Source organism: Oceanisphaera sp. W20_SRM_FM3, from assembly GCF_052119705.1.
Classification (GTDB): domain Bacteria; phylum Pseudomonadota; class Gammaproteobacteria; order Enterobacterales; family Aeromonadaceae; genus Oceanimonas.
In genome coordinates, this window is record NZ_JBGQOP010000002.1 from 189,880 (window position 1) to 203,678 (window position 13,799).

15 protein-coding genes are annotated in these 13,799 nt (G+C 46.2%); 8 read left to right on the forward strand and 7 right to left on the reverse strand.

The window, feature by feature from the left end; all coding sequences use genetic code 11:
• Window positions 1–45: 45 nt before the first annotated feature.
• From ACEN2G_RS02210 to ACEN2G_RS02235, 6 genes are all read left to right on the forward strand, one after another.
• Window positions 46–333, forward strand: a complete 288-nt coding sequence (locus ACEN2G_RS02210) for a LexA family protein (protein ID WP_442019897.1) — start codon at window positions 46–48, stop codon at window positions 331–333.
• 78 nt (window positions 334–411) lie between these two features.
• Window positions 412–1,305 carry an AbiTii domain-containing protein gene (locus tag ACEN2G_RS02215; RefSeq protein ID WP_442019827.1) on the forward strand — a complete coding sequence of 298 codons (894 nt, stop codon included), beginning with the start codon at window positions 412–414 and terminating at the stop codon, window positions 1,303–1,305.
• A gap of 116 nt (window positions 1,306–1,421) precedes the next feature.
• Window positions 1,422–2,258, forward strand: coding sequence for a hypothetical protein (locus ACEN2G_RS02220; RefSeq protein ID WP_442019828.1), 837 nt, complete (start codon window positions 1,422–1,424; stop codon window positions 2,256–2,258).
• A gap of 61 nt (window positions 2,259–2,319) precedes the next feature.
• Window positions 2,320–2,709 carry a hypothetical protein gene (locus ACEN2G_RS02225; RefSeq protein WP_442019829.1) on the forward strand — a complete coding sequence of 130 codons (390 nt, stop codon included), beginning with the start codon at window positions 2,320–2,322 and terminating at the stop codon, window positions 2,707–2,709.
• Window positions 2,710–2,743: 34 nt separating this feature from the next.
• Window positions 2,744–3,598, forward strand: coding sequence for a hypothetical protein (locus tag ACEN2G_RS02230; RefSeq protein WP_442019830.1), 855 nt, complete (start codon window positions 2,744–2,746; stop codon window positions 3,596–3,598).
• A complete protein-coding gene (locus ACEN2G_RS02235; RefSeq protein ID WP_442019831.1) occupies window positions 3,595–4,251 on the forward strand; it encodes a YkgJ family cysteine cluster protein in 657 nt (218 codons plus the stop codon). Before ACEN2G_RS02230 ends, ACEN2G_RS02235 begins: the two co-directional genes overlap by 4 nt.
• A gap of 408 nt (window positions 4,252–4,659) precedes the next feature.
• Here the strand turns inward: ACEN2G_RS02235 and ACEN2G_RS02240 are convergent, their stop codons facing one another.
• A complete protein-coding gene (locus ACEN2G_RS02240; protein WP_442019832.1) occupies window positions 4,660–5,247 on the reverse strand; it encodes a hypothetical protein in 588 nt (195 codons plus the stop codon).
• Between the two features lie 170 nt (window positions 5,248–5,417).
• Between ACEN2G_RS02240 and ACEN2G_RS02245 the strand changes: the two genes are divergently transcribed.
• Together ACEN2G_RS02245 and yiaY are read left to right on the forward strand one after the other, a co-directional pair.
• Complete coding sequence (locus tag ACEN2G_RS02245) at window positions 5,418–6,119, forward strand: L,D-transpeptidase family protein (RefSeq protein WP_442019833.1); 702 nt, start codon at window positions 5,418–5,420, stop codon at window positions 6,117–6,119.
• Window positions 6,120–6,491: 372 nt separating this feature from the next.
• A complete protein-coding gene (gene yiaY / locus ACEN2G_RS02250) occupies window positions 6,492–7,643 on the forward strand; it encodes an L-threonine dehydrogenase (RefSeq protein WP_442019834.1) in 1,152 nt (383 codons plus the stop codon).
• A 164-nt stretch (window positions 7,644–7,807) separates the two neighbouring features.
• Here yiaY and ACEN2G_RS02255 read toward each other — a convergent pair whose 3' ends face one another.
• The 6 genes from ACEN2G_RS02255 to ACEN2G_RS02280 form a co-directional block, all read right to left on the reverse strand.
• A complete protein-coding gene (locus tag ACEN2G_RS02255; protein ID WP_442019835.1) occupies window positions 7,808–8,458 on the reverse strand; it encodes an HAD family hydrolase in 651 nt (216 codons plus the stop codon).
• Window positions 8,458–9,522 carry an ABC transporter ATP-binding protein gene (locus tag ACEN2G_RS02260; RefSeq protein WP_442019836.1) on the reverse strand — a complete coding sequence of 355 codons (1,065 nt, stop codon included), beginning with the start codon at window positions 9,520–9,522 and terminating at the stop codon, window positions 8,458–8,460. Before ACEN2G_RS02260 ends, ACEN2G_RS02255 begins: the two co-directional genes overlap by 1 nt.
• On the reverse strand, window positions 9,522–10,313 hold the full coding sequence (locus tag ACEN2G_RS02265) for an ABC transporter permease (protein ID WP_442019837.1): 792 nt from the start codon (window positions 10,311–10,313) through the stop codon (window positions 9,522–9,524). The genes ACEN2G_RS02260 and ACEN2G_RS02265 overlap by 1 nt, the downstream gene beginning before the upstream one ends.
• Window positions 10,314–10,375: 62 nt before the next feature.
• Window positions 10,376–11,341, reverse strand: coding sequence for an ABC transporter permease (locus tag ACEN2G_RS02270; protein WP_442019838.1), 966 nt, complete (start codon window positions 11,339–11,341; stop codon window positions 10,376–10,378).
• A gap of 179 nt (window positions 11,342–11,520) precedes the next feature.
• Window positions 11,521–12,579: an ABC transporter substrate-binding protein gene (locus ACEN2G_RS02275; protein WP_442019839.1), complete on the reverse strand. Its 1,059-nt coding sequence runs from the start codon at window positions 12,577–12,579 to the stop codon at window positions 11,521–11,523.
• A gap of 108 nt (window positions 12,580–12,687) precedes the next feature.
• A complete protein-coding gene (locus tag ACEN2G_RS02280; protein ID WP_442019840.1) occupies window positions 12,688–13,635 on the reverse strand; it encodes a hypothetical protein in 948 nt (315 codons plus the stop codon).
• Window positions 13,636–13,799 lie beyond the last annotated feature (164 nt).

A 13,799-nucleotide genomic window follows, 5' to 3' on the forward strand; every position in this document is an offset into this window, starting at 1 on the left:
TCCACTTGGGCTGTATTTATTATGAGTGTTTTTGATCTAAGGCATATGGATGACAGCCGTACCTTTGCGATGTGCATTCAAGGTAGTTCAATGACGCCCGAATTTAATGAAGGCGATTTGATAATTGTTGATCCGGATGTAATGGCGTTAGCCGGTGATTTTGTGGTGGCCAAGAGCGGTGGCGAAGAGTGCACGTTTAAGAAGTACCGCCCACGCGGCCATAAAGCAGACGGCAGCGAGATATTCGAGTTAGTCCCGCTAAACGAAGACTACCCCAGGCTCCGTTCCGAAACCTGTCCGATACAAATCATCGGCACCATGATCGAACACTGAAAGTTTCGCAGAAGAAAAAGATAAAACCGTTCAACGAAGTGATATCAATAACTCAAAATTAGAACGCTAGGAGATAGCATGTCACTGTTGCGGGATATTCAAAGCTCAGCTGTAGATGCCAATGAGCCACTCGGAACCTTACTGAGAAAGTGCAAGATATTGGCAGCTCGCTTAGGTAATGCGGAATTTAAACATTGGGTTGAGAGTGAACTCAATGGTTACGATAACGTTGATTGTTTACCCGAATACAGAATCATTTCTGTAGCGTGTAAAGGACATTTTTCGGGCGCATTTGGTAGTGGGCTGAGATATGCTGATATACCTAGTCATTGTATACCTAAAGAAATTAGGGGGCAGTTATTTACATCAAATCTTACTATCCCAGTGTCATCGATTGAATCATTGATTCGTGAATGTAGTGATGGAGTCATTGCCCAGCCTTGGAATAGTAATTTAACTGTGATTCTTGGGAAAAAAATATATGAAGGTATGCATTGCCTAGAAGCATGGAGGTCTATTCCCGAAAATACGCTAGTTGGCCTGTTAGATAAGGTAAGAAATAAAATATTAGATTTTGTATTAGAAATTGAAGGGGAAAACCCCGCTGCAGGAGAAGCACCAGTGAACTCTAAGCCTGTGCCAGAAGAAAAAGTTTCTCAAATATTTAATACTTATATAACAGGTGACGTTCAGAATCTTGCGACAGCTAGCAATCATGTTACCCAACACGCAGTGAAAAACGACAACAACCAGTTGTTTAATGAGTTATTGCAAGCAATTAGTAAGGTGAATGATGTTCATGGCTCTCAAGAGCAGATAGTGAGTGTTGTTGAGGAAATGAGACATGCTCAAGGCTCAAAGTCATTTCTAGATAAGTACAATAGTTTTGTATCACTCTTAGCTGATCACATGCAGGTTTATGGCACTGCAGTTATGCCTTTTTTGCCTAAGCTTACCGCACTTATTTCTTGATTTTTTAAAATATAGTTATATTCGCATTGATTACTTAGTGGCTTATGTTTGGCTTTTTGGCTGTAGCTTAGCCAGAAATAATACTGAAATATTATTAATGATAAGGTGTATTGGTTATGTATCATGGCTTTCAGCTTAACGCTGATTCATTCAGCGAACTTAAGGTTTATGATCGTATATTTACTGGTAAATATACTGATGTACTTGAATGTGAACAAAAGGCGGTTTTTGAAAGTATTGAGTCGTTTTATGCCAATTCAGGTAATCTAGATGGTAAGAAAATTAAGGAAGCATGGTTTCCTGAACATAAAAAATTCCATGTTTTCATATCACATTCACACTCTGATCGCGACAAAGCTGAACGGTTGGCAAATTGGTTGTTTGAGAACTTTAAAATAGAATCATTCATTGATTCATATGTTTGGAGTTATGCAAATGATTTGTTGAGAAAAATAGACGATAGGCATGCGATGCAGCCTTCAGGCACCTATGATTATAATGTTCGTAATTACACTACAAGCCATGTTCATATGATGTTGAATAATGCTTTAGCAAACATGATCGATTCGTCTGAATGCTTGATTTTTATAAATACTAATAATGCAGTCTTGAAAGCAACTGTTTCAGATTCTTCATCGAAAGATCGTACATTATCACCTTGGATAATGTCAGAGTTGCAGCTTTCTAAATTAATAGAAAAGAAACAGGATCCTTGTGCCCAACGAGAAAGTTGGGCTTTTGAACATGCAGATGTCCATAAGGCTATGGACTCAGTTCCAGGAATGGAAAAACTAAACATAGAGCATCCTATAGACACCGAACATTTGAGTAAGATTAAAATTGATTCTCTAAATGATTGGGTAAAAAATTCTGGTATAGATAAAGGTTACGATGCTTTGACATATCTGTACCGTGTATATGGTGGTAAAAAAAACCTTTGGAATAAAGAATAATCTTCGTAGTTGATTTTTAATAACAAAGTAATATTAATCATGATTTATATAAGGTTTTGTCATGGAATGTAAGATTGCTCATTTAACTTTTATTCAAGGTGTTATTAATCGCATGGGGCAAAACTCCTTCTTTATTAAAGGGTGGAGTGTGACGATAGTAGTGGCGTTATTTGCGTTGGCAGCTCAAAACTCCAACAAGTTATTTGTGCTCGCTGCATTTTTACCTGTAGTTATGTTCTGGTCTCTTGACCGATTTTTTCTTTATCAGGAAAGGCTTTTTCGCAAGCTTTATGAAAAGGTCGCTAATGAAGAAATAGATAGTAATACCTTTACCTTGGATACAAGATTGGTTAGTGAAGACGTTGAACGTTGTGTCGCTTTCTCTAAAACCTTAATGAATTTCCACGGTTCCATTGTTGTAACTCTAATTTTAGTCTTGGTTTTTTTATAGTAGATATCTATTCATCTCCTGTGGTGAGGGCACTATGCGTCAAGGGTTTAATGTTAGTTTGGAAAATTACTGCTCACTTAATAGTGATGGTCAGTACAGTGATGAATTAAATGAGAACAAAAAAAATATTGAAAGCACACTTGATGATTTACTGTTGTCTGACGGTAAGATAGATGCTGAAAAGTTAATTGAGGAATGGTTTCCTCAAGGTGATTACCATGTTTTCATCTCTCACTCCCATAAAGATTTACACTTGGCTGAAATGCTTGCTAACTGGCTACATGAAAATTTTGGAATTAAATCATTTATTGACTCCCATGTGTGGGGGTATGCAGATGATTTATTGGAACGGTTAAATAAAGATTACGCGAAAATTAATGATTATACCTATAACTATGGACCTGTGATGTCTCATGCTGCACATGTGTACATAATGTTATCTACAGCATTAACGGAAGTCATTAATAAATCAGATGGTTTGTTTTTTATAAATACAAAAAATGCACTTTGTGGTGTTAATTTTAGTGATTATGATAACAGTAGAACATCATCACCTTGGATTATGCATGAACTAAAGGTGTCCTCGATTATTGCTGAAAACAGGAGAGCCCAAAGTGTTATTGGAACAGAAGCTTATAAGTCTGAGTCAGCTTCGGCAGAATTTTCTTATAAAGTATCTACTAAACATTTGAAAAGTTTGACTGAGAATGATCTTTTGAAATGGTTGAAGGATTGCGAGATACCTCCCAATAGGAAAACTAAGCCTTGGTTCCGGAAAAATTACGAAAAAGGCTACAGTGCGCTTGAAAAAATTGATGTTCGTAGTACTCGTAGTAATTTATCATCCGGTCAGTTGAAGTCTGCACTAACAGAGGTTGATAATAGATGATTTCTCAAAATCAGTTTAATGAACAGTGTAAAGTCTTTCATAAAAAATATGTAGCATCAAAAAAAGACATCTCTCTAATTGAAATAGTGAGCTCTCACCTAATTAAGCCAATTGAGGCGGTTGTTGCTAAGGTTGGGGTGGTTGCATGCCGGTCAGGTTGCTCTCATTGTTGCCACTTAAGAGTTGTGGCATTTCCACATGAGATTGTAGCTATTTATTTTCATCTCAATAGGACATTAAACAAAGAGCAGCTTGATGAAGTGAAGTCGAAAATAAAATCTCAATTTAACATTGTTGAGGGGTTATCAGAGAGCGAACATTTTACAACTAATGTTGAGTGCCCTTTATTAGTGTCTAATAAATGTTCTGTGTATAAAGTTAGGCCCATTGCATGTGCCGGATACCACTCCGCATCTGAAGCAGCTTGCCGGAAATCTAACGAAAATCCCGAAGTGGTTGGAATAGAAAGCGGTGGAATACCAATGGTCCAAATTATTCATGACGAAAAAGCTATACAGAACACAGTTGCTACACAGGTAATTAATGCAGAGCGCGATGATAATGAACAGTACGAACTAATTAGAGGGTTACATCAACTATTTAACAATCCCAGTCGTATACAAAAATGGAAAAATGGCAGGAAATTATTTTAATCTATAGCTAACAGATGAGTGCTAATTCATCTGTTATGTCTTTATTGGTTGCCAGCATAAACATAGACCTTACCACATCAGTGCTGTATAAAAAAACAGTGTTTGTGTGAGGCAATGTGGCATGGAGCTAATAGGCCTCCCATATTAGTTGGGTGGCTTTTGGTCTGAAATCTACACTCAAATAGTTCACATTTTGACTTTTTGAGGAGGTAGCGATGCCTAAGCCCCGTTTTACTCAAGTCAGCTTGTCAGATACGCCCTTTACCATCGCGTCAGTCGCACGGTAAGAAGGGCGTTTTTGCCACATCGGAAAACCGAATCAGAATTTGCCGGATCTGCGGCTGATAACCTAGACCACTCAGCTCTGCGGTCATCCTAAGGCCTGTTAACGCTAGGCGGTTAAGCCAGTTACTTGCTCTCTACCACACAGGCATCTAGCTTCTTAAACAGGGTTTCGAGGGTTTGGTAGACGCGTTTGCTGTCGCCGCTGTTGGCCAGTATGGGTCGTAAGTCGTGGTTGCTGATCTTGAGCTTATCTTGCTTGGCGAGGCGCAGTTGGCTAAAGCCGTAGTGGGTGCCGTTGTGCTGGCCGAGTAATGCCAGATTAAAATCGATTTGATGACCGCCGTATAAGATGCCTAAGGTACGGTCTTCACCTGAGGTTGAACCGCTGGTGGTGAGGGCGTCTCGGCCTAAGTACTTAATGGGGTTATCCTCTGCTGGTGCCGAAAGGTATGCTTGCACGCAGGTATCGGCGGCTTTAGCTGAAAATAAAGTATTAGTAAAAAAAGTGATGCTTTCTAACATCTCCGGTCGGGTTTGGGTGATGGCAACTCCCCGCTGGCCGTTCGCAGCACTTGTGGTGGCTGAATGAGCCACTGTCGTATTGGTGGTTGTGGCTTGTGCGTTTTTAAAATAGGGCAGCGTTGGTAGAGTACTACAGCCACTAAGCAGTAGGGTGGCCAGCGTCGCACTGGCAACAAAAGTAATCCGCATCTTAGACTCCAAATAGTGTGAGAAAGGCTGTTTCCTTATCCTAATACAAGTGTTGGCCAGTCTGGCGGGCTTTTCGGCGATTAAAAATTTGCTGCGACAGATTACAACCGAGCCATGCTCGCGCTATCATTGAGCAACTAACTTTATATTTATGGGATTTAGCCGTACATATGCGCCTTTTACGAGGATTTACCCTGCCAGCACTTGTTTTGGCCACTTTTGTTACGCCGGCAGCCATTGCCGCTTATTATCCGCACAACAGTGTGGACGCCGTGGTGTCTGAGTATGGCTATTTAGCCGAAGTGCGCATGAAGCCTTATTTTATGGGCGCCAACATCACTTATCCGCCACAGGACATAGTGTTGTTGGCCACCAAAGAAGAAAAATCCCTCGAGCTGTGGGCGCGTAACGATGGCGATTTCACTTTTATCCGCAGTTACCCTATCAGCAAAGCCAGCGGCGGCTCGGGTCCTAAGCTCAGAGAAGGTGATAGACAAGTACCCGAGGGCATTTATCGCATTACGCAGTTAAATCCGAACAGCAATTTTCATCTGTCGATGCGCCTCGATTACCCTAACTCTTACGATTTGATGCGTGCCGCAAAAGAAGGTCGCAGAAATCTCGGCGGTGACATTTATATTCACGGTAAGGCGCAGTCGACCGGTTGCTTAGCCGTAGGTGATATCGCCATTGAAGAGCTGTTTGTGCTGGTAAACAAAGTAGGCACTGCCCGTACTTCTGTGGTGATAGCGCCGCACGATCCGCGCCGCCAGCCGTTAAACGGTTTTGCTGATAACTTACCGCGTTGGGCCGTTGAATTATATGCGGATATTTCTCGTGAATTTACTAAATACCCTAAAGAGGATATTTAAGTCGCCTTGCCACATTACTCACTATATGTCGGCGTTTGATAGCGAACATCAAGTTACTGCGAACCGCTAAATAATCTCTTGCTCGCTCGTTAAAGCCATAACCTTACTCAATGGGGTTATGGCTTTTTTATTACCTGTTTTTCGGTTTTAAAGCGAGAAGACAAGGCTAATAACGGGCGAGCTAAAGGCGCATTGTGCTTAATTTCGCAAACTATGATCTGGGTTAACGCACTGCATTAAAATAAGCGCTAGAGTGCTTTCAGTAATAAAAAATCATAAAAATTAAATTCAGATTAGAAATACGTTTAGCTAGCAAGTCATCACGGATGCTGGCTATTGCTGACTTTTTGCATGGATAAGGACAATAATAATATGAGCACTGCCACTTTTTATATGCCCTCCGTTAATCTCATCGGCGCCGGTGCCGCAGAGCAGGCGGTAAGCAACCTCAGCCAACTGGGTTTTAAACATGCTTTGATTGTTACCGATAAGCCATTGGTGGATCTCGGTTATGCCGGTGACTTACAGCAAAAGTTGGCTAAGCAGGATATTCAGGCCAGTATTTTTTCTGAGGTACAGGCCAACCCCACCACGGGTAACGTGGAAGCGGGCTTGGTGCAGTTGCGCGCCCAGCAGTGTGACTTTGTGATTTCTCTCGGCGGCGGCTCACCCCATGATTGTGCCAAAGGCATAGCGCTGGTGGCCAGCAACGGCGGCGATATTCGTGATTACGAAGGCGTAGATAGATCCGCTAAACCGCAGTTGCCATTAGTGGCCATTAATACCACTGCGGGTACCGCCTCGGAAGTGACCCGTTTTTGTATCATCACCGATGAAAAAACCCACATTAAGATGGCCATCGTCGATAAAAACGTGACGCCGATTATGTCGGTGAACGATCCGTTATTGATGAAGAACATGCCTAAGTCATTAACCGCCGCGACTGGCATGGATGCGCTCACCCATGCGGTTGAAGCCTATGTGTCCACCGCCGCTAACCCCATTACCGATACCTGTGCTCTTAAGGCCGTGACCTTGATAAGCCAGTATTTAGTGCGTGCCGTGAATGATGGCACCGACATGGAAGCGCGAGAGCAAATGGCGTATGCCCAGCTGTTAGCGGGCATGGCATTTAATAATGCCTCGCTCGGCTATGTGCATGCCATGGCACATCAATTAGGCGGTTTTTATGATCTGCCACACGGTGTTTGTAATGCGATTTTATTGCCGCATGTGCAACGCTTTAATAGCAGTGTTGCCAGTGCGCGCCAAACCGATATCGCCGCGGCCATGGGCGTAGAGGTTAAGGATTTGAGTTTTGAGCAGGGCGCCAAGCAGTGCATCGAGGCCATCGTTAAGCTGTCTGAACAGGTCGGCATTCAGGTGGGCTTGGGCAGTTTAGGCGTTAAAGAGGCTGATTTTGCCACCTTGGCCAGTAACGCCATGAAGGATGCCTGCGCGATCACCAACCCCATTCAACCGGACCATCAAGAAGTCGTCGCCATGTTTAAGGCGGCAATGTAAGCGTTATTTAAGCCTGATTTAAATAAGCGCTAAACAAGGAGCCCCGCATTAGGTGGGGCTTTTTATTCATTCGATTGGCTAGTTGCGCCAAATCTAACATTCAACATTCAACATTCAACATTCAACATTCAACATTCAACATTCAACATTCAGCGAAGCGCTAATTAACGCCAAATAAGCAGCTCCCAGCCGCGTTCTACGCCCAGTCGATATAAATTGTTGTCGCCGTTCACTACGGCGGCCTGATCGACGTATTCCAAGAGCGGTAAATCATTGAGTGAGTCACTGTAGCCGTAACTTAGGCTAGGCGTTAAGCCTTGTTGGTGCAGCCATTCTTGTAAGCGGGTGAGCTTACCTTCTTGATAGCTGTATACGCCTCGGGTGAGACCGGTATAGGCGCCGTCACAGTAGTCGAGCAAAATCCCGATGGCGTGCTCCACACCCAGTGCGCGCGCTATGGGTTTAACCAGATGCTCGCCGGTGGCAGAAATAATCACCACCGTATGCCCCTGCGCTAAATGCCAATCTAATCGCGCCTTAGCGTCCGCATACACCAAAGGTAAGACGTTGTGGCGCACAAAGTCTTCTACCAAGGGCGCCAGTAACTCGGCAGGCCAATAACGAATGGGGGCTAAGGTGAGCGCCATGTAGGCATCCATATCCAGCTGGCCTTGGTAGTAGGCGGCCATCAGGCATTTTTCTTGTGCTAAAATATCGGGGCAAATCAGCTTACGATCCACTAAATATTCTAACCACAGGCTCGCCGAGTCACCGGCGATCAGCGTTTCGTCTAAATCAAAAATGGCTAATTTCATCAGGCAACCTCCTGTAGCTCTTTGTAGTCAAATAGCAGTTCTAGATGGCTGCCTACCGATAATACTGCGGTTGCGCCGCGATTTAGTTTATCTACCGTGAGCAGGCAGTTTAGCGCTTGGATTTGATAGCGGATCACATTGCCCAACAGTTGATGCCCCATCACTTTTCCCAGTATAGGCAAAGGCATAGCCGAACCATAGTCTCTACCTAGCTCTTGGCCTAGCTCTCTAGTGAGATCTCTCTTTAATTCACTATCTAACTTTCGAATATAAATGGACTCAGGGCGCACGGCCAGTCTGCCGCGTATCTTTAAGCCTAGCAAGGTGTAGGCTTGTGCGGCGGACAGCAAATTATAGTTGCCAATAAAGCCTGCTACAAAATCGTTGGCGGGCCGGGTGTAGATGGCCTCTGCGGTATCTGCCTGCACGATTTGGCCTTCATTCATCACAAATACGCGGTCTGACAAGGTTAATGCTTCTTCCTGATCATGGGTGACAAACACAGTGGTGAGATCGAGCTGGCGTTGTATGCTGCGGATCTGCTCTCGAAGATGTTTACGAATAGGCGCATCCAGCGCCGACAGGGGTTCATCTAGCAGCAAGATGCGCGGGCGTACCACCAAGGCGCGCGCCAACGCCACGCGCTGGCGCTGACCACCGGAGAGTTGGGCGGGATAATGATGCTCACGTTCGTTTAAACCCACTAACTCCAGTACTTCGCCTACGCGACGAGTAATCTCGGCTTTATTTAGGCGTTGCATGGTCAGACCAAAACCCACATTGCCCGCTACTGTGAGATTGGGAAACAGCGCATAGTGTTGAAAAACCATGCCGATGCCTCTGTGCTGGGCTTTGAGGTAAGTAATGTCTTCACCGGCGACCCGAATTTGCCCACAGTCTGGGGTTACCAATCCCGCTAGGCTGCGTAATAACGTCGACTTACCGCAACCTGAAGGACCCAGCAGGGTAATAAATTCGCCTTTACGGATATCGAAACTAATGCCTTTGAATACAGAGGTATCGGCGAAGGATTTGGCGAGGTTGGCAACTTCAAGATAATGCATCAGCGGCTCCGAGTTTGCAGGCGCAAGGCGAACCAGGTCGCGGCGCCAATAAAAATAAAATAAGACATCACCATGGCGCTGGTGAAGTGACCACTGTTGGTGCGTTGGCTATATAGGTACACCTGCAAGGTTTCAAAGCGGGTGCCAACCAGCATATTGGCGAACACAAACTCGCCGAATAAAAAAGAGAAAGATAAAAACAACGCCGCCAGCAAGCCATTGCGGATATTCGGTAATACCACCCGTAAAAAGGCACCCACAGTGCTGGCGCCCAATAAGTGCGCCGCGTCTATCAGGTCCGAAAGCGCAATGGCGTCCAGATTGTTGGCGAGTGCGCGATACATAAAGGGCAGGCTGATGGTGAAATAACACACAATCAAGATCCAAGGGCCACCCACCAAAGGTAAAGGGCCACCCGCATATAGCTGCAATAGCCCCACAGAGGACACCACGGGTGGCACGGCAAACGGCAGCAAGATCAGCAGGTTCATCAGGCCTTTTAGGCGTGGGAAGTAATAGAACACCACAAACAACGTCGGCAATATCAACAATAAGCTCAGTAGCAAGGCGGCCCCACACACCAAGAGGGAGCGACCAAAGGCCGCCAAGAAACGGCTGTCAGACCAGAGCGCTATATACCAGTCCAGCGTAAAGCCGCGGGGTAAAATATGTGCGCCCCATTGTGCGGATAAGGAATACACCAAGGTGATGATGATGGGGGCGGCCAGCAGCAGTAGCAGCCCGTAGACTATTAACCGAGCCAGTAAGGGGGCTTGGGCTGAGTTACTCATAGTGATTTATTCCTATCGGTTTACTCATAGCTGTTTACTCTTATCGACTTACGCATACCGGCTTACTTATATTGATAACGGCGAATGAGCCATTGATTGACCACAGTCACCAGCATCAGTAGCGCCATCAATAATAACGACAGCGCAGCGGCCAGCTGGGGTTCGAGAAAAATATCGCCGGCTACCAGCGCGGAAATTTGTATGGTGACCAAGTTATAGTTGCTGGTCATCAAAGCGAAGGTACTGGCATAGGCGCCCAGTGCATTGGCCAGCAATATGATAAAGGTGCCCAATAAAGCCGGTGCGAGCACGGGCAACACCACGCGCAGCCAATATTGCCAAGGGCGGGCACCTAACAGGGCGGCGGCGTCTCGCCAGTCGTCTTGCAGGCCATCGAACGCGGGGTAGAGCAATAAGATGGCCAATGGGATCTGAAAGTAGGTATAGAGCATAATGAGGCCATTACGCGAATACAGATTAACACCCTCGAGCACACCGGACTCTTGCAGCAATAAGGTTAAGGCACCGTTCATGCCCAGCAGCACGATAAAGGCAAACGCCAGCGGCACCCCTGAAAAATTGCTGGCCATGGTGGTGAAGGCCACCACAATATTTTGCAACTTACCGGGCACTTGGCGCAGCGCCGCCGTGCCGACCAACGCAATTAGCAAGCCGAGCAGGCTGGACCAGAGTGCTAAGTCGATGCTGTTAGTGAACGACTGCACATAAAAGGGTGAGTCGATAATTTCTTGAAAGTGACTCAAGCCCCACTGGCCATCAACCTGAAAGGCGTTGATCAGTATCCATAACATGGGCGCCAGTTGAAATAAGCCAAACAGCAGGGCAAAAGGCAGCAACCAGAGCAAAGGCAAGCCGCGTAGCCAACTCGCAGGCTGAACAGCCAAGGGCGTGGTAATCGGCGTGGTAATGGTCGTGGTATCAAGCTCGCTGCGGCTATCTTTGGCAGGAGAAAGTGTGCTGGGGGAAAGGTGCGTGTGGGCGCTCGGCAAGGTGAGGGGGTTAGTCATGACGTTTGCTCCTTACTGTTGAACACAGACTTCTGAACACCTACTTTTCAACCTAGCAACAGGCGTGACTGCGAGTGACGCTTTCGACATTAAATAACCAGTAACAGCGGCTTAAGATAGCCCACGACCATATCTTTTGACGGCATGGGCTGGGCTATCTGCTGGGCTATCTGTTTAAGTTATCTTTTTTGATGGATAAGCACGGCCGACTGCCATTGGCGAGATAGCGTACGCGTGCTCTTTTCCCATTCATCATGGTCGCTAATGGGGCGGGCGATGGCATACATATCTTCGGGCAGTAGCTTGGCTTTTACGTCTTCAGGTAAGGTTACCTGACTGCGGATGGGGCGAGCATAACCGCGCGCCAGATTGACCTGACCCGCATCACTTAATATGTATTCTCGGGCTAACTTAGCCGCATTAGGATGCTTGGCGTACTTGTTAATAATGGTGGTGTAGCCGGATATCAGAGATCCATCGCTTGGGATCAGCACGCTAAAGCGCTTAGGGTCTATTTGGTCACGATAATTAAGGGCGTTGAAATCCCATAAAATGGCCATTTCCACTTCCCCTTTCTCCAGATTGGCAATATTAGGGTCAACGGGAGACAGGCGGCCTTGTTTGGCTAGCTTGGCAAATAAATCCAAGGCCGGCTTGATATTGGACTCATCGCCGCCGAGCGCAAAGGCCGCCGCTAATACGGCGCTATTGGCCTGTGCTGCCACGCCGACGTCGCCCACCGTCACTTGGTAGTCACCGTCCAGCAAGTCTTGCCAAGAAGCAGGAGCCTTGTGGATCAGTTCGTTGTTCACGATAAAGGCGATAGTGCCTGTGTAGCCGAGCATCCAGTGGCCGTCTTGGTCTTTTGCCCAATCGGGGATTTGCTCCCAAGTGGTCGGTTTATAGGCTTGGGTGACGCCTTGGCGCAGCGCTATGGGACCAAACGCGGCACCTACGTCGCCGATATCGGCGGTGGCATTGTCTTTTTCGGCGGCAAATTTAGCGATCTCTTGTGCCGAGCTCATGTCGGTATCTTGATGCTTAAGGCCATACTGATTGCCAAGATCTTGCCAGGTATCTTTCCAATTCGCCCAACTGTCAGGCATACCTACGCTGTATAATTTCCCTTCATTGCGCGCCGCTTGTTCCAAGGCTGCGATATCGGCATCGGCGGCAAAGATGGCAGAGCTACTTAAGCTCAGCGTCAGTAAGCTGGAGATTTTTAGTATCTTGTGCATCGATTTCAATCCTCTGAGGTGCAGTGTGATCTCGGTCTGGTTCAAAGCCGATGCTAGGTGAGGCAGATGACAATTTGGCGGCGCTGGTATGGCTGTTTTGTGGCGGCCTTATTCAACGATGTTTATTTCAGGGCGTTTATTCAACAGAGAACATTCTGCTAATAATTTCTGCAATGTGTGGCGTGTGCGAAACAGATGAGTGTTCCAGCCTTCGCGGCTAACATAAATAAAGCCATCGTCTCCCAAACTAATGCCTTCAAACTGCCCTTTTTTATTGAGCATGAATTGGCGGCCTAAGTGTTCGAGTACTTGACCGTCTTGCACCGGATATAGCCAGATCCAAGCGTGGCGATTAAACCAATTTTTACTGTAACCAAGTAGCATTAGGGTATTGGTTTGCTCATCGAAGTCGGCGCCTGTGACCAAGATGTTGGGATTAAGTGTTTGCTGGGCATGCAGCGGCAGGGGCTGAGCGGCCTGCGAGAGCGGTACCTTATAAAGGGTCGTTTTTTGATCTAGCCAGCGCTTGGTAAACAGCCAGAGTTCGCCATTAACCCAAGTGAGCGCCTCAGCATCAAAGTTGTGTTGATAGTGGGCATACTGAAACTGTGTTTGCTCGGCATAGACCACCGACAAGCTTGCTTCTGGTTTGATAGTTTCTGGTTTAATGGCTTCTGGTTTAATGGCTTCGAGAGTGATTGCCGCAGGCCCAAGCGGCAGCACTAAGATATTCAGTCCGCGGCGTCGGCCGCCATTGTTGCCTGTGTCTGCCAGATACAGGGTATTACCGTGAATGCTGATGTCTTCCCAGTCGTGATTTTCTGCCGCTACAGATAAGCGCGAGATAAGTCTGCCCGTCTTATCTAGCACAAATAGCTCGGGCGCATTGCCGCTGTCGTTATGGCTGATAAATCCCTGTTGCCAACCAATGAGGCCTGAGGTTTCCGATAGGCTGCTGTCAAAGCGCGCCAGCGGCAATAACGCCAAGCTTGGGCCTTGAGCTGAGCTGCAACTGGGGAGTAATAAGAGCATCAATAATGAAAATACAAGGCGCATGCCGCAGTCCTATAACAAGTGGGTTCTTGTTATAGCGTGAATCTGCTTAACTGCAATGCATATCTCTCTTGAGCAGACCATTCTCGGCTCTGCGGACAGTGTGGCGCAGGAGCAGGGGGCAAACATTGGCTATGAGTCTTGTGCTCTCTTTCGTAAAAGCGAGC

What these genes read in the sequence shown, in the direction of transcription:
- ACEN2G_RS02255 (WP_442019835.1), bottom strand. Translation starts at nt 8,458, where the DNA reads ATGAAATTAGCCATTTTTGATTTAGACGAAACGCTGATCGCCGGTGAC.
- yiaY (WP_442019834.1), top strand. Translation starts at nt 6,492, where the DNA reads ATGAGCACTGCCACTTTTTATATGCCCTCCGTTAATCTCATCGGCGCC.
- ACEN2G_RS02280 (WP_442019840.1), bottom strand. Translation starts at nt 13,635, where the DNA reads ATGCGCCTTGTATTTTCATTATTGATGCTCTTATTACTCCCCAGTTGC.
- ACEN2G_RS02265 (WP_442019837.1), bottom strand. Translation starts at nt 10,313, where the DNA reads ATGAGTAACTCAGCCCAAGCCCCCTTACTGGCTCGGTTAATAGTCTAC.
- ACEN2G_RS02275 (WP_442019839.1), bottom strand. Translation starts at nt 12,579, where the DNA reads ATGCACAAGATACTAAAAATCTCCAGCTTACTGACGCTGAGCTTAAGT.
- ACEN2G_RS02220 (WP_442019828.1), top strand. Translation starts at nt 1,422, where the DNA reads ATGTATCATGGCTTTCAGCTTAACGCTGATTCATTCAGCGAACTTAAG.
- ACEN2G_RS02210 (WP_442019897.1), top strand. Translation starts at nt 46, where the DNA reads ATGGATGACAGCCGTACCTTTGCGATGTGCATTCAAGGTAGTTCAATG.
- ACEN2G_RS02235 (WP_442019831.1), top strand. Translation starts at nt 3,595, where the DNA reads ATGATTTCTCAAAATCAGTTTAATGAACAGTGTAAAGTCTTTCATAAA.
- ACEN2G_RS02245 (WP_442019833.1), top strand. Translation starts at nt 5,418, where the DNA reads ATGCGCCTTTTACGAGGATTTACCCTGCCAGCACTTGTTTTGGCCACT.
- ACEN2G_RS02240 (WP_442019832.1), bottom strand. Translation starts at nt 5,247, where the DNA reads ATGCGGATTACTTTTGTTGCCAGTGCGACGCTGGCCACCCTACTGCTT.
- ACEN2G_RS02230 (WP_442019830.1), top strand. Translation starts at nt 2,744, where the DNA reads ATGCGTCAAGGGTTTAATGTTAGTTTGGAAAATTACTGCTCACTTAAT.
- ACEN2G_RS02225 (WP_442019829.1), top strand. Translation starts at nt 2,320, where the DNA reads ATGGAATGTAAGATTGCTCATTTAACTTTTATTCAAGGTGTTATTAAT.
- ACEN2G_RS02270 (WP_442019838.1), bottom strand. Translation starts at nt 11,341, where the DNA reads ATGACTAACCCCCTCACCTTGCCGAGCGCCCACACGCACCTTTCCCCC.
- ACEN2G_RS02215 (WP_442019827.1), top strand. Translation starts at nt 412, where the DNA reads ATGTCACTGTTGCGGGATATTCAAAGCTCAGCTGTAGATGCCAATGAG.
- ACEN2G_RS02260 (WP_442019836.1), bottom strand. Translation starts at nt 9,522, where the DNA reads ATGCATTATCTTGAAGTTGCCAACCTCGCCAAATCCTTCGCCGATACC.